Source organism: Clostridium sp. OM05-9 (assembly GCF_003481465.1).
In the GTDB taxonomy this organism is placed as follows: domain Bacteria; phylum Bacillota; class Clostridia; order Lachnospirales; family Lachnospiraceae; genus Coprococcus; species Coprococcus ammoniilyticus.
The window spans coordinates 17758-41050 of the sequence record NZ_QULF01000005.1 but is presented as its reverse complement, the minus strand read 5'-3'; the positions used below and the strand labels follow the sequence as shown (position 1 = coordinate 41050).

At 42.8% G+C, this 23293-nt stretch carries 20 protein-coding genes; 8 read left to right on the top strand and 12 right to left on the bottom strand.

Translation table 11 applies throughout. The features are described from left to right. Positions 1–6 precede the first annotated feature (6 nt). From aspS to DXB77_RS09105, 5 genes are all read left to right on the top strand, one after another. On the top strand, positions 7–1812 hold the full coding sequence (aspS, locus tag DXB77_RS09125; protein ID WP_118663076.1) for an aspartate--tRNA ligase: 1806 nt from the start codon (positions 7–9) through the stop codon (positions 1810–1812). A gap of 188 nt (positions 1813–2000) precedes the next feature. Next, a complete protein-coding gene (locus DXB77_RS09120; protein ID WP_118663075.1) occupies positions 2001–2813 on the top strand; it encodes a hypothetical protein in 813 nt (270 codons plus the stop codon). 110 nt (positions 2814–2923) lie between these two features. After that, positions 2924–3463 carry a DUF4342 domain-containing protein gene (locus DXB77_RS09115; RefSeq protein ID WP_117807858.1) on the top strand — a complete coding sequence of 180 codons (540 nt, stop codon included), beginning with the start codon at positions 2924–2926 and terminating at the stop codon, positions 3461–3463. Positions 3464–3558: 95 nt separating this feature from the next. Then, positions 3559–4242 (top strand): response regulator transcription factor, encoded by a 684-nt coding sequence (locus DXB77_RS09110; RefSeq protein WP_117807856.1) that lies wholly within the window; start codon positions 3559–3561, stop codon positions 4240–4242. A 111-nt stretch (positions 4243–4353) separates the two neighbouring features. Continuing rightward, complete coding sequence (locus tag DXB77_RS09105) at positions 4354–5721, top strand: HAMP domain-containing sensor histidine kinase (RefSeq protein ID WP_243100170.1); 1368 nt, start codon at positions 4354–4356, stop codon at positions 5719–5721. 133 nt (positions 5722–5854) lie between these two features. Here DXB77_RS09105 and DXB77_RS09100 read toward each other — a convergent pair whose 3' ends face one another. The 11 genes from DXB77_RS09100 to DXB77_RS09050 all read right to left on the bottom strand — a co-directional run bounded on the left by DXB77_RS09100 (position 5855) and on the right by DXB77_RS09050 (position 15943). Continuing rightward, entirely contained in the window at positions 5855–7222 is a 1368-nt protein-coding gene (locus DXB77_RS09100; protein ID WP_118663074.1) for an MATE family efflux transporter, read from the bottom strand. 15 nt (positions 7223–7237) lie between these two features. Further along, positions 7238–7714, bottom strand: coding sequence for a dihydrofolate reductase (locus tag DXB77_RS09095; protein ID WP_117807852.1), 477 nt, complete (start codon positions 7712–7714; stop codon positions 7238–7240). 60 nt (positions 7715–7774) lie between these two features. Next, a complete protein-coding gene (locus DXB77_RS09090; protein WP_118663073.1) occupies positions 7775–8221 on the bottom strand; it encodes a hypothetical protein in 447 nt (148 codons plus the stop codon). Between the two features lie 69 nt (positions 8222–8290). Further along, positions 8291–8842 carry a histidine phosphatase family protein gene (locus tag DXB77_RS09085; protein ID WP_118663072.1) on the bottom strand — a complete coding sequence of 184 codons (552 nt, stop codon included), beginning with the start codon at positions 8840–8842 and terminating at the stop codon, positions 8291–8293. A gap of 101 nt (positions 8843–8943) precedes the next feature. After that, positions 8944–9825 carry a helix-turn-helix transcriptional regulator gene (locus DXB77_RS09080; RefSeq protein WP_117807846.1) on the bottom strand — a complete coding sequence of 294 codons (882 nt, stop codon included), beginning with the start codon at positions 9823–9825 and terminating at the stop codon, positions 8944–8946. A gap of 108 nt (positions 9826–9933) precedes the next feature. Beyond that, positions 9934–10599: a type II CAAX endopeptidase family protein gene (locus DXB77_RS09075; protein WP_117807844.1), complete on the bottom strand. Its 666-nt coding sequence runs from the start codon at positions 10597–10599 to the stop codon at positions 9934–9936. Between the two features lie 208 nt (positions 10600–10807). Next, positions 10808–12262, bottom strand: a complete 1455-nt coding sequence (gene rlmD / locus DXB77_RS09070) for a 23S rRNA (uracil(1939)-C(5))-methyltransferase RlmD (RefSeq protein WP_118663071.1) — start codon at positions 12260–12262, stop codon at positions 10808–10810. Positions 12263–12281: 19 nt separating this feature from the next. Continuing rightward, positions 12282–13223, bottom strand: coding sequence for an HD domain-containing protein (locus DXB77_RS09065; RefSeq protein ID WP_021944344.1), 942 nt, complete (start codon positions 13221–13223; stop codon positions 12282–12284). Between the two features lie 16 nt (positions 13224–13239). Continuing rightward, complete coding sequence (gene upp, locus DXB77_RS09060; protein WP_117807840.1) at positions 13240–13869, bottom strand: uracil phosphoribosyltransferase; 630 nt, start codon at positions 13867–13869, stop codon at positions 13240–13242. Positions 13870–14074: 205 nt separating this feature from the next. Next, on the bottom strand, positions 14075–14680 hold the full coding sequence (locus DXB77_RS09055; protein ID WP_117807838.1) for a transglutaminase family protein: 606 nt from the start codon (positions 14678–14680) through the stop codon (positions 14075–14077). A gap of 63 nt (positions 14681–14743) precedes the next feature. Beyond that, positions 14744–15943, bottom strand: coding sequence for a class I SAM-dependent rRNA methyltransferase (locus DXB77_RS09050; RefSeq protein ID WP_021944346.1), 1200 nt, complete (start codon positions 15941–15943; stop codon positions 14744–14746). Positions 15944–16164: 221 nt separating this feature from the next. On the opposite strand from DXB77_RS09050, the gene uvrB reads away from it, so the two are divergent. The 3 genes from uvrB (at position 16165) to DXB77_RS09035 (ending at position 21771) form a co-directional block, all read left to right on the top strand. Then, positions 16165–18153, top strand: coding sequence for an excinuclease ABC subunit UvrB (gene uvrB / locus DXB77_RS09045; protein ID WP_117807834.1), 1989 nt, complete (start codon positions 16165–16167; stop codon positions 18151–18153). Between the two features lie 233 nt (positions 18154–18386). Next, positions 18387–21224, top strand: a complete 2838-nt coding sequence (gene uvrA, locus DXB77_RS09040; protein ID WP_118663070.1) for an excinuclease ABC subunit UvrA — start codon at positions 18387–18389, stop codon at positions 21222–21224. Between the two features lie 118 nt (positions 21225–21342). Continuing rightward, entirely contained in the window at positions 21343–21771 is a 429-nt protein-coding gene (locus DXB77_RS09035) for a hypothetical protein (RefSeq protein ID WP_118663069.1), read from the top strand. A 47-nt stretch (positions 21772–21818) separates the two neighbouring features. On the opposite strand, the gene DXB77_RS09030 is transcribed toward DXB77_RS09035, so the two are convergent. Continuing rightward, on the bottom strand, positions 21819–23126 hold the full coding sequence (locus DXB77_RS09030; RefSeq protein ID WP_118663068.1) for an MATE family efflux transporter: 1308 nt from the start codon (positions 23124–23126) through the stop codon (positions 21819–21821). Positions 23127–23293 lie beyond the last annotated feature (167 nt).

Below are 23293 nucleotides of genomic sequence, written 5' to 3'. Positions count from 1 at the left end.
AGAAAAATGGCAGAATCAATGCAGGGATTGAAGCGTTCCCACAGATGTGCAGAGGTTTCAAACGCTCTTGAAGGACAGAAAGTAACCGTAATGGGCTGGGTTCAGAAGAGCAGAAATAAAGGTGGAATCATATTTGTCGATCTCAGAGACAGAAGCGGTATTCTTCAGATCATATTTGAGGAATCCAAATGCGGAAGCGAGTGCTTTGAGAAAGCAACAAAGCTTAAGAGTGAGTTTGTAGCAGCGATCGAAGGTATCGTCTGCAAGCGTGCCGGTGCAGTAAATGAGAATCTGACAACCGGAGATATTGAAGTTGTGGCAACTTCCCTTCGTATCTTATCAGAGGCCGAGACACCTCCATTCCCGATCGAAGAGAACAGCAAGACAAAAGAAGAATTACGTTTGAAATACAGATATCTGGATCTGAGAAGACCGGATCTTCAGAGAAATCTGGTTATGAAGAGCAAGGTTATGACTATTGCCAGACAGTTCATGGCAAATGAAGGTTTCCTTGAGATTGAGACACCTATGTTATGTAAGTCAACACCGGAGGGCGCAAGAGATTATCTCGTACCAAGCCGTATCCATCCGGGTACATTCTATGCATTACCACAGTCTCCACAGATCTACAAGCAGCTTCTGATGTGCTCCGGTTATGACCGTTATTTCCAGATCGCAAGATGTTTCCGTGATGAGGATCTTCGTGCAGACAGACAGCCGGAGTTCACACAGATGGATATGGAGTTATCCTTCGTAGATGTGGATGACGTTATTGATGTAAATGAAAGACTTCTTGCAAAATTATTCAAGGAGATTCTGGATGTAGATGTAAAACTTCCAATCCGCCGTATGACATGGATCGAAGCAATGAACCGTTTCGGTTCTGATAAGCCGGATCTTCGTTTTGGTATGGAATTAAAGGATATCAGCGAAGTTGTTAAGGGCTGTGGATTCGGCGTATTTACAGGTGCACTTGAAAATGGCGGATCTGTCCGTGGTATCAATGCAAAGGGACAGGGAACAATGCCTCGTAAGAAGATTGATGCTCTGGTTGAATTTGCAAAGACATACGGAGCAAAAGGTCTTGCATATATTGCCATTAATGAAGATGGCACTTACAAGTCATCTTTTGCAAAGTTTATGACTGAAGATGAGATGAACAATATCGTAGCAGCACTTTCCGGTGAACCGGGAGACTTGCTGTTATTTGCAGCAGATAAGAACAAGGTTGTATGGGATACACTTGGAGCACTCCGCTGCCACCTTGCAGACCAGATGGGACTGCTTGACAAGAATGTATTTGAATTCGTATGGATCACAGAATTTCCACTTCTTGAGTGGTCAGATGAACAGAACCGTTTCACAGCTATGCACCACCCATTTACTATGCCGATGGAAGAGGATCTGGCGATCATTGATACAGATCCGGGTAAGGTTCGTGCAAAGGCCTATGATATCGTATTAAATGGTAACGAGATTGGTGGTGGATCTGTCAGAATCCATCAGGATGATATTCAGGAGAAGATGTTTGAATGTCTTGGATTTACAAGGGAACAGGCGTATGAAAGATTTGGTTTCCTGTTAGACGCATTCAAATATGGAGTACCACCTCACGCAGGACTGGCGTATGGTCTGGATCGTCTGGTCATGCTTATGGCAAAACAGGATTCTATCCGTGATGTGATCGCATTTCCTAAGGTAAAGGATGCATCCTGCCTGATGACAAATGCTCCGGACTATGTGGATGAGGCTCAGCTCAAAGAGCTTGGTATTGACATTACAGTTTTAGACGAACAGAAGACGGAAGAATAAAAAATAATGAAACTGCACACTGTATATCCTTATTGTGTGTAAGCAACGAACCAGAACCTGTGTTTGTACCGGGTTATGGTGACTGCCTGGGATATACGGGGTGCGGTTTTGTTTTATAATAGGGCGCATCGGTTAAGGATAAAGCGGATGGGTTCTGGTTTTGAAAGAAATGTGGAGGATAAATGATTATGAAAAGAGGACATTGTATTCTGGCGGCAGGTTTGTGTATTCTGGCAGGGCTTGTATCCGGATGCGGAGATAAAAAGCAGCAGACCTCCGAAGAGATAACAACGGCAGAGGATGGAACGGTTGCAGTAGAAGTGCTGGATAATGATCAGATTGCACTGGTATATAATGGATATGATCCGGAAGTTCATGGAATGATGTTTACGATTACAAATAAATCGGATGATCAGATGGTAAATGTGTATTTCAGTGATGTAGTGGTTGATGGAGAGACGCTTCAGCCAATGTTTGGACTGGATGTGGAAGCACAGACAAGTGAGGATCAGATTTGTCTGGTGGATTGTGATGCAGCGCCGGCTTCTTTGACTGGTATTGTATGTGTGGATGACATGGAAGGTTATACGATCGGTACATATGAGATCGATGACGTTGCCCTTTCAAATGAAAAAGATGATACAAAGGAATATACCGTAAAAGAGGGAGCTGTAACGATTCTTGATAATGACAAGGTTACAGTATCTTATATTGGAATTGAGAATGACAGTGATGGCGATGACGCAGAACAAGTACTGGCATTTGAGGTTTACAATAAAACGGATAAAAAGATACAGGCAACATTTGACACAGTTCTTGTAAATGGAAAAGAAGAGGAAATTTCTTATGTGGCAGATGCAATGGGGCATACATATGCAACCTTATTCTGTGACGTGTCCGACGTGAAAGCAATGACAACGCTGACTGGTGAATTTGCTGTTTATGATGAAGATGATGAGTTGATCGGAAGCTATTCGATCGAGAAAGCTGCATTGAAATAGAAGGTTAATTTATTAATCTGATTTTAATCTTTCTCCTATTTTAGATTAATTCGTGGCTGGTATAGTAAAACCATCAGCTGAGGAGAGAATAGAGAAAGAAGGAAAAAGATATGGATAATTTAGAAAAAGTAGAAAAGATAAGAGAAAAAACAGGTGTCAGCTATGAAGAAGCCAAGGCAGCTTTGGAAGCAACGAATTATGATGTGCTGGATGCGATCATTTATCTGGAAAAGAACGGTAAGGTGAAAGCACCGGAGGTAACCAGTTACACGACGGAACAGGCACAGCAGACATCAACAGAATTCGAACAGGCACAGCAGGAATATACCAGAGACTGCAATAAAAAGACCTTTGGTCAGATGATGGATCAATTTTTTTCCTGGTGTGGAAGACTTTTAAAGAAAAGCGTGGATTCCAAGTTCATCATAGAAAGACGCGGCAGCACTATGGTGAATGTACCTGTTCTGGTGTTGATACTTGCGATCATCTTCGCATTCTGGATCACGATTCCATTATTAGTGGTCGGTTTATTCTGTGAATGTAGATACCATTTCGCAGGAATCGACAATATCAATGTAGATTTGAACAGTGCCTGTGACAAGGTTGCGGATACGGTAGAAACTATTAAGACAGACATTAACAAGAACTAATGTGAGAGATTAATTTACAATACACAGATTTATTTTAAGGGACATAGGTACTCAAGATACTCCCTTAAAATAAATCGTCACAACAAGGAGTAGAGATGAGCCGGAAGATTTTGATTGTAGAGGATGAAGAAAAGATTGCCAGATTTGTAGAGCTGGAATTGGTTCATGAAGGCTATGAAGTAATAAAGGCATTTGACGGGCGGACAGGTCTGGATCTGGCACTATCAGAACATGCTGACCTGATCGTGCTGGATGTTATGCTTCCAAGGCTAAATGGTCTGGAGGTTCTTCGCCGTATTCGTAAAGAAGGAAATAATGTACCGATCCTGCTGCTTACTGCAAGGGATGCGGTAATGGACAAGGTGTCCGGGCTGGATGCGGGAGCGGATGATTACATTACGAAGCCATTTGCGATCGAAGAACTTCTGGCTCGTATCCGTGTAGCGCTGAAGCGGAAAAGCACAGACCGGCAGGAGACACATAAGCTAGAGATCCATGGAGTCAGCCTGGATACTGACCGGCATGAGGTTATGGTGGCGGGAGAACCGGTGGAGCTTACCAATCGGGAATTTGAACTGCTGCATACGCTGATGGAGAATAAGAATATCGTCATGGATCGGGAAAAGCTGATGAATATTGTCTGTGGTTATGAGTATGTCGGTGAGACAAATATCATAGACGTATATGTCCGTTATCTTCGTACGAAGATTGATGACCGGTTTGGGATCAAGCTGATCACAACTGTCCGTGGGGTTGGATATGTGATCCGGGAATCGTAAGGATACAGACTGGCATAAAGGCTGCAGGATATCGTCGGATGTCTGCTTTGAATACAGTGCGTGCAATTGCCATCTTGATTAGTTCGCAATGCATACATGAAATATTTGTTTTTGAGAGCAGGGCGCGAGCCAGAGCTGTGCATGTATGGATGTAAGAATGTAGAAGAAAAGGTATCACAGATGAATGAAAATAAGAGAGTGACCTCGATTGCGAGAAAAATAAATATCAGCTTCTGGCTGAAGGAAGTGGGCAATGTAATAGGAATCAATATTATCATTGCCCTTCTTATTATGGGAACATGGATGTACTGGTGTACAACAAAGCTTCCGGATCAGGTAACAGGTGAGCATTATTATTTTAATGTCAATCAAGAAAAGCATACACTGGAATATGTGATCGATGGAAATGACCGGAAATCATATGCATATGATTTCCGGGATGTAAGGGATTTGGTAGCTGTACCGGGAACCATACTGTTATCGGCAGAAGGATTTGTGTTGTTTTTTGCGTTATTCCGGACTTCTGTTGTCAGAAGAAAGCTGAAGCCGTTAAATGATCTGGCGGTAAAAGCAGAACAGATCAGTAAGATGTCATTTGAGCAAAATGGTATGGAGGATCGGAAGAAGCATTCTGATTCGAAGACGACAGAAACGATCGCTCGGGATCAGATGGCTCATCTGGAACAGGCAATATCACATATTTCTCCGGATGATGCCGAACAGGGAATCCATACCGGTGACAAGGAACTGAAAAGTATCGAGATCGCATTGAATAATCTGCTTCGGAATATGAAAGAAAATGAAAGGCGGCAGGTACGGTTTGTATCGGATGCGTCGCATGAGCTTCGGACACCTATTGCTGTGATCCAGGGATATGTGAATATGCTGGATCGATGGGGAAAAGAGGATGAAAAGGTTCTGACAGAATCCATCGAAGCCCTTAAGAATGAGTCCCAGCATATGAAAGAACTGGTAGAACAGCTTCTGTTCCTTGCGCGGGGTGACAGCGGAAGAAATACCTTGAATAAAGTGAAACTGGATCTGAATCAGATGGTCAGTGAGGTCTGGGAGGAATCCCAGATGATCGATGGGAAGCACCGCTATCTGTTCCGTGGAACAGATCCTGCATATATGACAGGTGATATAGCCATGATCAAACAGTCCATCCGGATCTTTGTACAGAATGCGGCAAAGTATTCTTCGGATGATGCGGATATTATATTAGGAGTTATGCTGGAATCCGGTTATGTCAGTTATATGATACAGGATGAGGGAATCGGAATGGAATCGTCAGATGTCGTTCATATCTTTGAACGATTTTACCGGTCGGACGAAGCGAGAAATGGCGAGACCGGCGGTTCCGGCCTTGGTTTGTCTATCGCCAAATGGATCATCGATGCTCATTCCGGCACGATCCAGGTCGTTTCCCGTCCGGAGATCGGCACTCGCTTTATTGTCCGTTTCCCGATGTGTGAGTAAAAAGTAAACTTGCCTGTGTGAACGGTGCCTGGTGATATCATCATATATAAAGACCATTGTGAGTTATAGAACAAAATGTGTTGATAAAAACCGTCTTTAACCCTGATAAAGGGCTGGAGACGGTTTAATCTTTTTAGCGGAAAGGTTTGGTGCGGAATTCATTCCAGACCATGAAAATGGCGACCGCTCCAGCAAGTCCATCGGCAATCGGACCAGAATACATAATGCCATCAATGCCCATAAAAAGCGGCAGAATAATTAATAATGGTAGAAGGAACAGGATCTGTCTGGTCAATGACAGGAATGTTCCTTTTTTCGGTTTGCCAATCGATGTAAAGAAGTTCGAAGTGATCGGCTGCATAAAGTTTATAAACGTAAAGAACAGAAAAATACGAAAATAGCTGATTGAAAACTGAAAGTAGCTTTCGGAGCCGTTTCCGAAAATGGATATGATCTGCCTTGGCACAAACTGGAACAGCAGAAATGCAATAAGCGCGATCACAAATCCACAGGTAGAAGCAAACAGATAGGCAGATTTCACCCGTTTGTATTTCCCTGCACCATAGTTATAGCTGGTGATCGGCTGTAAGCCCTGTGATATACCGATGATCAGGGATAGGAATACCTGGTTTACTTTTGTGATGATTCCGGCACAGGCGATAGGGATTGCTTCGCCATAGATAGAAAGGGAGCCATAGTATTTGAGAGATGTGTTCATAATGATCTGTACGATCATCATGGCAAGCTGGTTGCTGCAAGGAGCAGTACCAAGGGATGAGACTCTTGCTATGATCGATCTGCTGATGCGGAGATGTTTTTTTCTTATCGTTACAGTCTTGCAGTGGGATAAAAACCAGATGACAAGACCGGCGGAGATTACCTGACCGATAACGGTTGCGATGGCTGCACCTGCCATACCCATCTGAAGAACGGATACAAACAGTGCATCTAAGATCGTATTGATCACGGCTCCGGTGAGGTTACAGATCATGCTGATCTTCGGTCTCCCATCAGCTCGGATCAGATGACCGCTTCCGGTTGTGAGGATCAGAAAAGGAAATCCGATTGCAACAATGCCTGTGTAAGTTTTTGCATAGGAAAGTACATTGTCGGGAGATCCAAAGAAGCGGAGCAGAGGCTCTAAGAACAGCAGGGTGATCGTAGTTAAAATCACACCACAGCCAAAGAGCATAACAGCGGAATTGCCGATATAATAAACAGCTTTTTCCTTTTCTCCTTTTCCCATAGCCAGATTAAAAGCAGATGCGCCGCCGATGCCGAACAGCAGAGCGATCGCGATACAGGATATGGAAAGTGGAAATGAAATATTGGTCGCAGCATTACCAAGTTCGCCGACATTTCGCCCAATGAAAAACTGGTCAACAATGTTATAAAGAGAGCTAACCAGCATGGCTACTATACTTGGAATGGCAAATTGCATTAATAATTTTTTTACGGGCTGAGAGCCGAGAGGATTTTCATTTGTTGTCTGTGTATTCATATGGGTTGTCCTTGTTTACAGTTTCTTGCGGGTGTAGGTCATACGGGTAAATGTAATGTCGTCACCGCCGGATTCACCAGTTGTAATATCGAATTCATCTGCGTTGAATTCTGGGAAGAAGACATCTCCATCTTCAACGACAGTATCAACTTCTGTGATATACATGGTATCAACCAATGGAAGTGCTTCTTTGAACAGCCCGTATCCACCGGAGATATAGACATTTCCCTCTTTTACAGCATCAAGAGCTTCCTGTAAAGAATGAACGGTAAGCAGGTTTTCGCCGGAGTAATTGGCAGTATTTGATACAACGATATTCATTCGGTTCGGGAGAGGATGTCCGATCTCTTCATATGACTTACGTCCCATAACCACAGTATTCCCTGTTGTCAGTTCTTTAAACTGTTTCTGTTCTCCTTTGATCCGCCATGGGATCTGTCCATTTTTTCCGATTACATTATTTTTTGAACGAGCAACGATTAAACCTATCATAGTCCGGGTTCCTTTCTCAGATGTCATATTTATTTTTCAGCATACCTGATCTTACGAAAATCAGCAAGTGGATTGCTGGTTTAAGCATGCCAGTTGTTGTTTCAGATATTCATATCTTAAATGTTTTTCTTCTTTTGCAAAATGTACTTCACGGAACTGCTCAGGATTGTTCTTATAAGAAAGAGTCTCATCACCAAACTGTTCACTGGTCAGGTCAAATATATGACCGTTGACATCGTTATAGCAATGATAGTTTCCGCCGGGACGCAGGATGCCATATACTTTGCCGCCAAAGATGTCCTGAACCAGAAATGCTGTGATAGAGCACTGCCCCAAGGTTTTATTCTCCGGTGTCCAGCCGTCACGCAGTCTTGGTGCGCAGGTATCAGCACACCAGATATCAGATAATCTGTCGTACAGATCCTGTGGGGTATGGATTCCGTTATATTTGTTTGTTATGGCAGGAACGGTTGCCTGTTCCCAGCCGTAGAAGTTGTAGGTCTTCATTTCAAATATCTCCTCATTTGTTATTGAACGAAATGTGCGTTTTTGTTTGTTTGGATTTTTGAATATTATTTATAGTATACATTTTAGTTTGCAGTTCTCGATTCCTGCGCTCCAGAATTCTGACAGCGGGATCCCTTTGACCTGACAGATGATACTGGAATTCATAGCTCCATGTCCGACGATCAGGACATCCTTTCCCTGATCTAATTGTGGTTTTACAACCTCTTTCAGAAATTCTCCTGTTCTCGCAAATAACTGTTCAAAGCTTTCTCCACCATCCTTTGGAACTTTATAGTTTGCCGGATCAAGAAAGAGATCCTTTATTGGACAGCCGGGAGTAGTTATGCAGTTTGCGGTTCCTTCATAGCTGCCAAAACTCATTTCTTTTAACCGGTCGTCCGTTATGATCGGAATGTTCCGCCCTTTTAATACGATCTCGGCTGTTTCCTTTGCTCGGATAAGGGGAGAGCAGTAGCAGGTATCAAAATGGATATCGGCATATTCTGTTCTGGCATGCTCCGCCATCTGGCGTCCTTCTTCATTTAATGGAATGTCTGTCCGACCTTGTAGTTTCCGCATGGCATTCCAGTCTGTTTTTCCATGTCGCATGATGTATAACATTGTTGTATCTCCTGTGGTTCATTTGAATATTCGGATTGACAAATAGCATTTCTTATTGTACCATAGCATCATAAAGGAAATGGGTTTTCACCGGGTAGGGATTATTCCTGACAGGACTTGCTCGTTTCTTTTTTTATTTTCAAGACATCATACAAGTACATTTTTCCTGAAGATGCATGTCTAATTAATATTCTCGCACTGAATACATTGTATCGCTCAACATCTCCATTTTCATCATATACTGGCAATGCAAATCTTGTGTCATAACGGTACCATCCATTTTTTGCGTGTCTGCTGTGCTTATTTTTCTTATTATCTTCAAAAGTCTTTGATGTTGCGATTTCTATCATCTCTGGGATAGCCTGCGCAGCATTGGCTTTCGCTTTAGCAATAGTTCCCTTTATATGCTTTGTGTAATTTGAGCCAGAATATTCATCAGGAAGATCTGTACCGATATAAATAATATCTTCTGTTTCAGCTATTCGATAAATGTCTCCCACATACTGCCTAAGATATTTTTCAACATCACTCCACTCTACAGAACGTTTTCCTTTAAATGCAATATCGTTAATCATAACAATATTGTTGCCGTCAGCATCCTGAATAACTGAAACATTTCGCTTAATATTTTCTAACTCATTTTCCTGATTGATTTCTCTGCAGATTTCAATCAATTCAAAATATCTTAGTAATCTTCTTTTTGTTTCTAAATCTGAGTCCATAAATAATTCAATAATATGTTGACCATCAGACACAAAGTCTGTTTCGATTGATTGCTCTACTACTTTCTCATCACAAAGCAAATCCACAAGTGACATATCTAGAGCCTTGCAAATAGAAACCAATTTATCTGCCTGTGGATTAATCTTTTTCTTACGCCAGTCGCTGATTGTACTGGTAGCAATACCAGTTCTTCGTGATAATTCAATTTGGCTCATATGTAATTCTTCTAGTCTGGCAAAGATTTTTTCATATATGTTCATACTATAATATCCTTCTATATTTTCCGCATTTTCGGATATTTTATCATAAAGCTATAATCGAATCAAGAGATTCCAAATCCAAAAACCATGTGGCAATGGTCGGAAACCTCATAACAAAGCAGATGCGAAAACAGTAATTAATGCATCATATACACCATGTCCAATGATCAAGGATAAAGTAGAACTATTTTTAATCTTTAATCTGCAAAAACAGAAAAATGCTCCTATACACGCTGTCATAACCATTTGTACAAGATTTCCACTGAAGAAATGAAACACCCCGAAAAAGATTGATGAAATAATAACTGCTATGATATCCTTACCAGCAACACGTTTGATTTTTTCAAAAATGAATCCTCTGAATACAAACTCTTCAACAAGACCAATTGCAAATATACAATAAAAGAATTCATAAATGAATTGCCATAGGTATTTATATCTTTTTCCACTATCTACAAATTCACCAAAACCAATTTGATGTGGTATTAATGTCAGCAAAACCGACATTACAGTTCCAATTAGGATGCCAACAATAATCTGCATTCCTATTTTCTCTTTGCTAAACCCATAATCTGTCAACTTGTCTTTATTAACAATCATAACTATGGCTGGAATCAATGCAATTAACCAGTAAGTCAGAATCATACATACCATTCTTATTCCTATCGGTAATGACATCAATACGAACCGGTTAAATGACATAACACCATACAATCCAGCCACAGCTCCCACAAAACCTATTATCAAAGAAATAATTTCTTTTTTCTTACTCATCCTTCTTATGGCCTTTCTTAATTCATTCGATTTTTTCTAAAGAAACATATATTATTCGCACACGTCTGGAGGCCTATACTATTCCGGCGCATGTCTGGTGTTTTCGCAAATTTTGGCACCCCTCTTAAATTTCTATTTTCTATCTACATTTTTTCTGTTAAAAACACAGATACATAATCTTCAAAAAAGCCCGCTAACCCCCATAAGCTCAAAGTTTCTTCGACAGCAAGCAAACATTTTCACAATGCCCGGTGTGGCCAAATTGGTCGACGACAGCGACTTTTTCGAGGTGGTAGCCGGCGGGAGTGAGGATGGCGATGTCACGGGCAAGGGTTGCGGGATCGCAGCTTACATAGACAAGCCGTTTTGGATTCATCCGGATCAGGGTGTCAAGGAGTACCTTGTCACAGCCTTTTCTTGGTGGATCGACAACGACGACATCTGCATGGGACCCGTCGCCCCCTTTCTCATAAATGGCAGGAACAACTTCCTCCGCTTTTCCGGTAAAGAATTCGACGTTGTGGATATCGTTAAGTTCCGCATTTTTACGGGCATCCAGGATTGCCTGAGGAACAATCTCCACACCGTATACCTGTTTTGCTTTCTGAGCAAGAAATAGGGAGATGGTTCCGATGCCGCAGTACATATCCCAGACGGTTTCCTCGCCGTTCAGATCTGCATATTCCAATGCTTTTTCATAAAGTACCTTAGTCTGCACAGGGTTTACCTGATAGAAGGACAGAGGTGAGATCCGGTATTTTACATTGCCGATATAATCTGTGATGTATGGACTGCCCCACAGTGTTTTGCAGGTTGGTCCAAGAATCTTATTTGTTTTTTCTGTATTGATGTTCAGGCAGATTGAAGTCATTCCGGAAATTTTTGTCAGACGGGAGATGAGTTCATCTGCATGAGGCAGTTTTTTTCCATTTATGATGAGACAGACCATGACCTCGCCGGTTGTAAAACCAACACGGGTCAGAATATGACGTACCAGACCCTGTCCGGTTGTTTCGTTATAAGTGGAAATGTTATATTCCGTGAGAAATGCGCGGATGATCGGCAGAATCTGATCATTTACTTCTGCACCGATCGCACAGGTATCGGAATCGATGATCGAATGGGTTCTGCCGGCATAGAAGCCGATCACGATATTGCCGTTTTTATCTCTGCCAACCGGAAACTGTGCTTTATTTCGATAGTGGTATGGTTCTTTCATACCATAGATCGGTTCCATCAGAGTATCGGGATTCTCAATCTTGCCGATCCGGCGCAGACATTCTCTTACCTTGTTCCATTTGTATTCCAGCTGCTTCTCATAGGAAATGTGCTGAAGACTGCATCCGCCACAGCTCTTTGCGACCGGGCAGACCGGAGTTACGCGGTAAGGGGATGGTGTGATCAGGCGAACCAGCCGTCCGTAGGCGATCGATTTCTTTGCCTTCATGATTGAGATCTCGGCTACATCACCGATTACCGTATCTTTGACAAATACAGTGATATTCTGCACGTTATTTCCATCTTCGGATGAAGCTTTCGTGGAAATGTCTGTGCCTGTTTTGTTATTTGCTACATCAGAAAGAGAGAGATGACCGATGCCTTCTCCCTCATTTCCCATGTCCGTTATTTCTATTGTATATATACTGTTCTTTTTAAGTTCCATAAAATAAATATCGTATCCTTTATTTTGTAGATCTGCGGATATTACTTTCTATCATTTTATTGTAACCAAGCCAGCCGGTCTCGTCCTTGCTGTCTAATGCTTCCATGAATGTCTGGATCTTGGCATCTGTATTATCGGCAAATGATAATGCAAGTGCTTCGATCAGGGCAGGCTTCTTTGGAGAGCCGTATTCCAGTTCGCCGTGGTGGGCGAGGATACAGTGCTCCAGTTCGTTTGCTTCCTTTGCAGGAAATTCCGGAACAGAATCACGGATCTTGTCGCGGATCATCATAGTACCCATTACGATGTGACCAAGTAACTGACCGGAATCTGTGTAATCGTTTTCCGGGAATGTTGAAAGCTCATAGACTTTACCGATGTCATGAAGCATGGCAGCAGTCAGGAGCAGGTCACGATTTAAGATTGGGTAGTATGTAGTGTAGTAGTCGCACATGCTGGTAACTGCCAGAGTGTGTTCTAACAGACCACCGACAAATCCATGATGAATGGATTTGGCAGCCGAATGCTTTTTGAATTCTTTTGCAAGAGCTTTGTCCTCTACAAAGAAGCTTTCCAGAAGCTTTTTGTAGTAAGGCTTTTCGATCGTTGCGATAATGCCAAGCAGCTTGTCAAACATTTCATCGACATTTTTCTTCGTGCATGGCATATAGTCGTTGATATCGTATTCCCCTTCTTCAGCGATACGGATCTTCTTAATTGTCAACTGGAGAGTGTTGTTAAATGAGGTAACCTGGCCGTCAACCTTAACATAGTTCATGGATTCAAAATGCCCAATTCCGCTGTTCAGTTCCCAGATCTTACCATCCATTGTTCCGCTGGCATCTACCAGTTGCAGAGAATAGTAGGATTTACCTGATTTTGTCTTTCCTGTGATCTTGTTTTTGCAGAGGTAAACCTCTGAAACCATTTCGCCTTCGCGAAGCTCGTGTATATATCTCATAATGTAAGCCTTCCTGTTATTTTGTTCCGAAAATTCTGTCGCCGGCATCACCGAGACCCGGGCAGATGTAAGCATTTTCATTTAAGCATCTGTCAAGCTGACCAACATAGATCTGGATGTCCGGGTGATCCTTCTGAAGTCTTTCCAGACCTTCGGGAGCAGCGATGATACACATGAATTTGATATTCTTGCCGCCGTGCTGTTTGATAAATGAAACAGCTTCGGAACCGGAACCGCCGGTTGCTAACATTGGATCAACAACGAGGATTGTTCTTTGCTCGATTGGATCCGGCAGTTTACAGTAATATTCATGTGGTTCGTGTGTTTCCGGATCTCTGTAGAGTCCGATGTGTCCAACTTTTGCAGATGGAACCAGAGCAAGGATGCCGCTTACCATACCAAGACCGGCACGAAGGATCGGTACAACTGCCATCTTCTTGCCTGCGATCATAGGAGATTTGCAGGTTTCAATCGGAGTCTTGATCTCTACATCTTCTGTAGGCAGATCACGAAGTGCTTCGTAGCCCATAAGCATAGCGATTTCTTCTACAAGTGTACGGAATTCATTTGTTCCGGTGTTCTCGTTTCTTAACATTGATATTTTGTGTTTGATCAAAGGATGATTCATAATTGTGACATTACTCATATCGGTAACCCCTTTTCGTAAAATTTTTAACTGTGTATAATTCTACCATAAGACAACAGGAAATTAAACCCTGCGATACCGGAAAAATCAACGGAAATCATTTCAGACAGACATAAAAAATCATCGACCGCGCCAACAGAACAGTTTTTAGAATAATCAGGAAAACTGTCGGTCGGCAGGACCGATGATTTTGTATAATATGATATTAATCGTTGTAGTCCGGCAGATCGTTATAGTACATTTTGATCGCATTTGTGCTCTTTTCCAGAACGGCCATTGTCGATGGAAGAGGAACCGCAATCAGATCGTCGAATTCAAATTCACCAAGCTCCGGTCGGAGCTCATATCCAAGATGTCGTTCGTTGATCGAGAAATCAGCCTGAAACTGGTAATTGTTTCCTCTGGCGTCCAAGCGGATCCATTTCTTGACATCCGGTTCAAATACCGCATTCAGTGCATGAAGTGCCAGCTTGTTATCATATGTGAATCGTTTGATCCTCTGGTAGCAGAATCCGGTGTAAATACCGTTTGCACGCATCAGTGCGGCTAACAGATTTGCCTTTGAATAGCTGATGCCGGTTTTCTTTTCCAGAACATCTGACGCAGAGATTGTGATCGTGGAATCTTTGGCGTCCCAGGTGTGATCAATTTCATCTCTGACAAAATAATATATGGTTTCTATTTTTTCGTAAACAGATCTGCAGTTTTTGGTAAGATCCATAGCCTTCTCCATAACCATGGGATTGTCGAAATCGACATATTTATCATACTGTAGATATGCTGCATCCCTATTTCTCTGTATTAGCTTCATGTTTACCTCCCAAAAGTATTACAAGTAAGATAAATGACAGAGGACCAATCTCTGAAACTCCAGCTATTTGTCGCTGGTTACTTGAAATATGTAGAACTTCAGATAGTATGATTCATCTGCAGCCCACAGAATCGGATGATCAGGAGCCTGAGTACGGAATTCAACCTGTCTCAGTCGTTTGTGAGAGTTGGAAGCAGCCTGTCCGATGGTTTTTGTAAAGAGTTCATAGTCCATGAAATGGGAGCATGAACAGGTGGCAAGAAAGCCGCCATCTTTAACGAGCTTCATGGCTCTCAGATTTATTTCCCGATAACCTTTTACAGCGTTTTTAATTGAGTTGCGTGATTTTGTAAATGCAGGTGGATCCAGAATTACAACGTCGAATTTCTCGCCCTGTTCTTCCAGTTCAGGAAGCAGATCAAAGACATCTTTACAGATAAATGTAACCGAATCCTCCAGATGGTTCAGCTTTGCATTTTCCTGTGCCTGTCTGACCGCAAGTGCGGAAGCATCTACACCCAGTACGCTTGCGGCACCGGCAATTCCGGCGTTCAGCGCAAAAGAGCCTGTGTGTGTGAAACAGTCAAGAACTTTTGCATCCTTACAAAGACGCTGGATTGCAAGTCGGTTGTATTTCTGATCAAGAAAGAAGCCGGTCTTCTGACCGTCTTTTACGTCAACAATATAGTGTACGCCATTTTCAACAATTTCCACGTTCGTGTCGAATTCATCCCCAATGAATCCCTTGAATGGCTGCATCCCTTCATTTATTCTAACTTTAGCATCGCTACGCTCATAAACACCTTTGATTATTATACCATCCGATTTAAGGACATTTTTTAAAATATTTATTAACAAATTTTTAACTCTGTCAATTCCAAGTGCAAGTGACTCAACGACCAGCACATCTTCAAATTTGTCAATCACAATACCGGGCAGGAAGTCTGCCTCGCCAAATACGATACGGCAGCTGCTTGTATCTACGGTTTTCTTACGATAATCCCATGCTGCCTGCAGACGCATGCGGAAGAAATCTTCATTGATCTCGGTATCGACGTGACGTGTCAGCATACGGACAGTGATCTTGGAATTCGTATTGATAAATCCCTTTCCCATCGGATATCCGTCAAAGTCTTTTACAATGATGATATCCCCGTTTTCAAAACTTCCCATGATGGTATCTATTTCATTGTCATAAATCCAGGCGCCGCCGGCTTTGATGGTTCTGCCCTCGCCCTTCTTTAATGTTACGATTGCGCTCATGTTACACCTCGTTCATTTTTTTGATAAGACATAGTATACCATGGATGGCATGGTTTTTAAATCCGCTTTGCGGATGACACAGTGGGAAGCGGAAGGTTCTTATAGAATAAAGAACAAATATTCGATTTGCTCTGTACTTTTTTTAAATGGAATGATATATTAGACAGAGAACAATAATAAGAATATTGATTGTATTTAGATAGATATATCAGGAGAACATAATGGATCATTTCAAATTAGTATCAGAATATCAGCCGACCGGTGATCAGCCGCAGGCGATCAAAGAGCTGGTGGATGGATTTAAAGAAGGAAATCAGTTTGAAACCCTGTTAGGTGTAACCGGTTCCGGTAAGACATTTACCATGGCAAATGTAATAGCACAACTGAATAAACCGACGCTGGTGCTTGCGCACAACAAAACGCTGGCGGCACAGTTATATTCGGAAATGAAGGAATTTTTTCCGGAAAATGCGGTAGAATATTTTGTTTCTTATTATGATTATTACCAGCCGGAAGCATATGTGGCATCGACTGATACTTATATAGCGAAGGATTCTGCGATCAACGATGATATTGACAAGATGCGTCACAGCGCAACTGCGGCATTGATAGACAGAAAAGATGTTGTGGTCGTATCCTCGGTATCCTGTATTTACGGTATCGGTGATCCGGATGAATACCGGGAGCAGATGCTGTCGCTCCGTGTCGGCATGATCAAGGATCGGGATATGGTGATCGATGAACTGACGGATATCCAGTATGTCAGAAATGATATGGATTTCCACCGTGGAACATTTCGTGTACACGGGGATGTGCTGGAGATCCTTCCGGTATCGACATTTGAAGATGCTGTGCGGGTTGAATTCTTTGGTGATGAGATTGATCGTATCTGTGAATTTGATCCGTTGACCGGAGAGATCAGGCGTAGCCTGAATTTTACCTGTATCTTTCCTGCTTCTCATTATGTTGTCGGACATGAGAAGCTGGAACGTGCACTTACAAAGATCGAAGCGGAATTGGCTGAACGGGTACAGTATTTTAAGGAAAATGATAAGTTGATCGAGGCACAGCGAATTGAAGAACGGACAAATTTTGATATAGAGATGATGCGGGAGACAGGCTTCTGCTCCGGTATCGAGAACTATTCAGGGCCATTATCCGGCAGAGAATCCGGGGAGACTCCGAGTACATTGCTGGATTTCTTCGGTGATGATTTCCTGTTGATCATAGATGAGTCGCATATGACGATTCCGCAGGTCGGAGGAATGTATGCAGGTGACCGTTCCAGAAAACAGAATCTGGTAGATTATGGATTCCGTCTGCCATCCGCATTGGACAACCGTCCGTTAAATTTTGAAGAATTTGAATCGAAGTTAGATCAGGTGTTATTTGTATCGGCGACACCATCAAAATATGAAGCAGAGCATGAGCTGCTTAGGGCTGAGCAGATCATCCGGCCGACCGGATTGCTGGATCCGCCAGTGGATGTCCGTCCGGTAGAAGGACAGATCGATGACCTGATGTCAGAGATATTGAAAGAGACAGAACAGGGACACAAGGTTCTGGTTACAACACTTACAAAACGTATGGCAGAGGATCTGACAGATTTCCTGCGTGAGAATGGTATTAAGGTCAAATATCTTCATTCCGATATTGATACAATGGAGCGTGTAGAGATCGTGCGTGATCTCAGAATGGGTGTATTTGACGTATTAGTTGGTATCAACCTCCTTCGTGAGGGACTTGATATTCCGGAGATCACACTGGTGGCTATCCTGGATGCAGATAAAGAGGGCTTCCTGCGTTCGGAGACTTCATTGATCCAGACGATCGGACGTGCTGCGAGAAATTCAGAAGGTCATGTTATCATGTATGCGGATACCATGACGGATTCCATGAAGCATGCGATCTCGGAGACGAATCGACGCCGGAAGATACAGGATGCATATAATAAAGAACATGGGATCATACCGAAGACGATCCAGAAGAGTATCCGTGATCTTATTACAAATGAAGTCACAGAAGATAAACCGGTTGTGGATGCAGAGAAAGATATTGAATCCATGACAAAGAAAGAGCTGAAAGCAATGATCGATAAGCTGACAAAGAAGATGAACATGGCAGCCGCTGACCTGAACTTTGAAATGGCAGCGATCGTCCGTGATGAGCTGAAGAAGTATAAAGAAGCACTTCGGGACTATGATAAGTAGAAAATACAATACAAATCATGCTGTCGTACTAATTGAAAGTGTATAAACATGTATGATCATAATATTATTATGGAACAAGCCTGCCCGAGCGCCGGTACTTAGACTGCGTATTTTGCAGTCTTATGTACCGCTGCGACGAGGGTAGGGTGAGAACGTCTTGTGTAATAATAAATATAATGATCATACATGTTTATAAGATTCAAATAAAATGAGCAGAAAGAAGGTCAACCGAAATGGGTGATATTAAGTATATTACGATTAAAGGTGCAAAAGAACATAACCTGAAGAATATAGATGTGAAGATTCCGAGAGATAAATTTGTCGTTGTGACAGGTCTGTCCGGTTCGGGCAAATCCTCACTGGCATTTGATACGATCTATGCCGAAGGTCAGCGACGCTATATGGAGTCCTTATCTTCCTATGCAAGACAATTCCTTGGACAGGCAGAGAAGCCGGATGTCGAGAAGATCGAGGGCCTGTCGCCTGCGATATCGATCGATCAGAAATCGACGAATAAGAATCCGAGATCCACAGTCGGAACAGTAACAGAGATCTATGATTATTTCCGTCTGTTATATGCAAGAGCAGGAATCCCACACTGCCCGAAATGTGGAAAAGTGATCAGCAAACAGAGCGTGGATCAGATGGTAGACGATATCATGCAATTGCCGGAACGGACAAAATTCATGGTACTCGCACCGGTTATAAGAGGCAGAAAAGGGGAACATGTGAAGCTGTTGGAGAAGGCGGCAAAGAGCGGTTTTGTCCGTGCGATCATTGATGGCAGCATGTATGAGTTATCCGAGGAGATCAAGCTGGATAAGAATAAGAAGCATAATATTGATATCGTTGTGGATCGTCTGGTCGTTCGTCCTGATATGGAACGAAGACTGACAGATTCTGTAGAGACAACGCTGCGGATGGCAGAAGGTCTGATGAAGATTGAGGTTATAAATGCAGATGGAGAAAATGAGATCTTGAATTTCTCTGACAGCTTTTCCTGTCCGGATTGTGGAATCAGCATTGATGAGATCGAGCCCAGAAGCTTTTCATTCAACAATCCATTTGGCGCATGTCCATGTTGTGCCGGTCTGGGATTTAAGATGGAATTTGATCCGGATCTGATGATCCCGGATACCAAGCTGTCGATCAATGAAGGGGCAATTGTTGTGCTGGGCTGGCAGTCCTGTAATGATGGAAAGAGTTTCACAAATGCAGTACTTCGTGCATTGGCAGAGGAATATCATTTCTCACTGGACACACCATTTCAGGATTACAGTGATGAGATCAAAGATCTGTTATTATATGGCAAGAACAGCCGTCCGGTAAAGGTTCACTATAAAGGACAGCGTGGAGAAGGCGTCTATGATATTACATTTGAAGGTCTGATCAAGAACGTCCAGCGAAGGTACCGGGAGACCGGAGGTGAGACGACCAAGGCAGAGTATGAGACTTTTATGACGATCACGCCATGTGAAGAATGTAAGGGAAAACGTCTGAAACCGACAGCACTGGCTGTTACGATCGCCGATAAGAATATTGATGATCTGACCAGAATGTCGATCGAGGATCTTACAGACTTTATGGATAATATTAAGTTGACAGACCGGCAGATGCTGATCGGCGGGGCAGTTTTAAAGGAAATCCGTGCGAGACTGCATTTTCTGATCGATGTAGGCCTTGATTATCTGGCACTTTATCGTTCTACAGGCACATTGTCCGGTGGCGAGGCACAGCGAATCCGTCTGGCGACACAGATTGGTTCCGGGCTTGTGGGCGTTGCTTATATTCTGGATGAACCAAGTATTGGTCTGCATCAGAGAGATAATGATAAGCTGATCGGAGCATTGGAGCATTTGCGTGATCTTGGAAATACTCTGATCGTAGTAGAGCATGATGAAGACACGATGCGTGCTGCGGATTATATTATAGATATCGGCCCGGGAGCCGGTGAAAATGGTGGTTATGTCGTTGCGGAGGGTACGGCAGAGGAGATCATGAAAAATGAGAACTCGATCACCGGTGATTATTTAAGCGGAAGAAAAAAGATTCCGGTACCGGAGGTACGAAGAAAGCCAACGGGCTGGCTGACCGTTCAGAATGCTTATGAGAACAACCTGAAGCATATCGATGTGAATATACCACTGGGTATTATGGTATGCGTGACTGGTGTGTCCGGTTCGGGAAAGAGCTCACTTGTAAATGAGATCTTATATAAGAAGCTGGCGAGAAGACTGAATAAGAGCCGTATCAAACCGGGGCATCATGATCATATTGTGGGTTACGATGCACTTGATAAGGTGATCAATATCGATCAGTCTCCAATCGGAAGAAGCCCGAGATCGAACCCGGCAACCTATACAGGTGTATTTGACATGATCCGTGACCTGTTTGCAAATACAAAGGATGCCAAGGCAAGAGGATATAAGAAGGGAAGATTTTCATTCAATGTATCGGGTGGACGATGCGAAGCCTGCCGTGGTGATGGTATCATCAAGATCGAGATGCATTTCCTGCCGGATGTCTATGTTCCTTGCGAGGTATGCGGTGGCAAGCGGTACAATCGTGAGACGCTGGAAGTAAAATATAAAGGTAAGAGCATTTATGATGTTCTGGATATGACTGTGGATGAAGCTTGCGAGTTCTTTGCAAATGTTCCAAGTATCCTGCGCAAGATCGAGACGTTAAAGGATGTTGGTCTGGGCTATATCCGTCTGGGACAGCCATCTACTACATTATCCGGCGGAGAGGCACAGAGAGTGAAGCTTGCGACGGAGCTTGCCAGACGTGGAACCGGAAAGACGATCTACATTCTGGATGAACCGACGACCGGACTTCATTTCGCCGATGTTCATCGTCTGGTGGATATTCTTCGCAGACTTAGTGACAGCGGAAATACCGTAGTTGTTATCGAGCATAATCTGGATGTTATAAAGACTGCCGATTATATCATCGACATGGGACCGGAAGGCGGTGTCCGCGGTGGAACAGTGATCGCACAGGGAACACCGGAGGAGATCGCAGAATGTGAGAATTCATATACCGGACAATATCTGAAGCGGTATTTATAAAGTGTGAAGATAGAGAATACAATTAAGCTCTTATATAGATATCAGTTTTATAGAATGTGTAGAATTGATATAGAGGAATTAGAGATATAGAAATTTGGAAACATAAGGAATTAGCAACATGAGGAATGATAAGATCATTGGCGCATTGATCGGCCTTGTAGGTGCGGCCGGTAATTCCGGCTGGACAGAGAAAACAGATCAGACGATCGCAAGTGCGTTATTACAGGAAGACAATGATGAGACAATAGAGGAAATACACCGGGAGAAATACCGGCTTTCTCCCGGGTGTTCCACCTGTACGGCTCCATGCGGGAATACATCTGATTATGATATGAGCTGTTTCTGGAATGGCAGCCTGGAAGAACAGAAGCGTAAGCATGACATAATCAATGAATTACAGCAGGTGGCAGAACAGTATAATAACGGAAAACTTAAGAGATTACCTGAGGTCTGTTTCCGTGCACTTGCATGCTTTTCTTATGGCATGGACGAAGCTGCATACGAGTCTTTAATGAGCGACTTCCATAATATAGCCGAAACTGTTTAAGAGCAGAACTGCAGATAGAGTTACAGTTATATCTTAGCGTTTATGTTCTATATAGATTTGCTTTTCAGGCAGCCAAGGCTGACAAATAACACTACGACTTCAACGATCGGCATAACAAACCACAGGCTGGATGCACCCAGACACAATGGAAATACAAGGATACAGATACTGCTTAAGATGATATTTCGGAGCAGTGAGATGCACAGGGATTGTGCAGATCGCAGTATCGCCTGTAAATAGTAAGAAGTCAGCAGGTTAATGCCAAATGGCAGGAATGCAAAAAAGTAGGTTCGTACACCCAGATTTGCAATATCAGTCAGTGTTGGATTCATTTTAATAAAAATACGACAGACCGCAGTCGGGAATAAGATTCCACTAAGCGAGAAGATGGCACCCATTATAAGGATAGTGGTATATGCCATCTTTTTTATTCCTTTGATTCGGACCCCATTTCCTGCACCATAATTAGTAGAGATAACAGGCTGGATCGACTGACCGACTCCGGTAAACAGGGAGTTGAACAGGATTACACAGTTTGAGATCACGCTGTAGATCGAGAGTGCATTTTCACCGCAATATTTCAGGATCTGGATATTAAACAGCAGTACGATGAATCCATTTGCAAATTCATTGAAAAAACTTGGGATACCACCGACAATAATATGACGGATACTGGGAATCGTGTGAATCGGTCGGATGAAATGAAGACCGTTTTTGCGTGAGAAAAAGTGTGAGCCACCGACAATTACCTGGATAGTCATACCGAGAACGGAAGCGAATGCGGCACCGCCCATTCCCATATGCATAGGAAATACAAAAATGATATCCAGTGCGATATTTACGACGCCGCCAAGCAGAACTCCCGCCATTGCACGGTTTGGATCATTGTCGGCACGGATAAAGATTGCTACATAATTTGAAAATACAGCAACCGGAAGGAAAATGTTGATATAACGCATGTAGGACATGGCGTATGGGAATAAGGTGTCATTTGCTCCCATCAGATGAAGCAGCTTAGGCATGCAGGTGGCATAGATCAGCCATAAAAGGGCAGTAACAGCCGTAATCAGGAAAAAAGAAATCGTAAAATAACGATTGGATTTCTGATGATTACCACTTCCCCTGTGAACACTCATCTGTACAGAGCCGCCGACACCAAACAGGATTCCGGTTGACATCAGGATGCAGAGAAGTGGTGTTGTAATACTTAGGGCAGCAAGAGCATCTGCGCCGACACCTTTTCCAATGACGATCGCATCTGTCAGTGTATAAATAGACATAACCATGGCACTTCCAAGTGATGGTATCAGAAATTTAAAGTATAATTTTTTCAGATTGTCTTTTAATAAATCCATTATAAGTCCTCCTATGCTGTGCTGTTCACAAAAAAAAGAGCCAGATAAGATAATCTTATCTGGCTCATAACATTCATGTCCATCCGGGAATCCTGAATAACATTCAGAACACCTTGCAAGGTATATCATATATACCGTCCGATTCGTGCCTATTATACCAAGTTGAT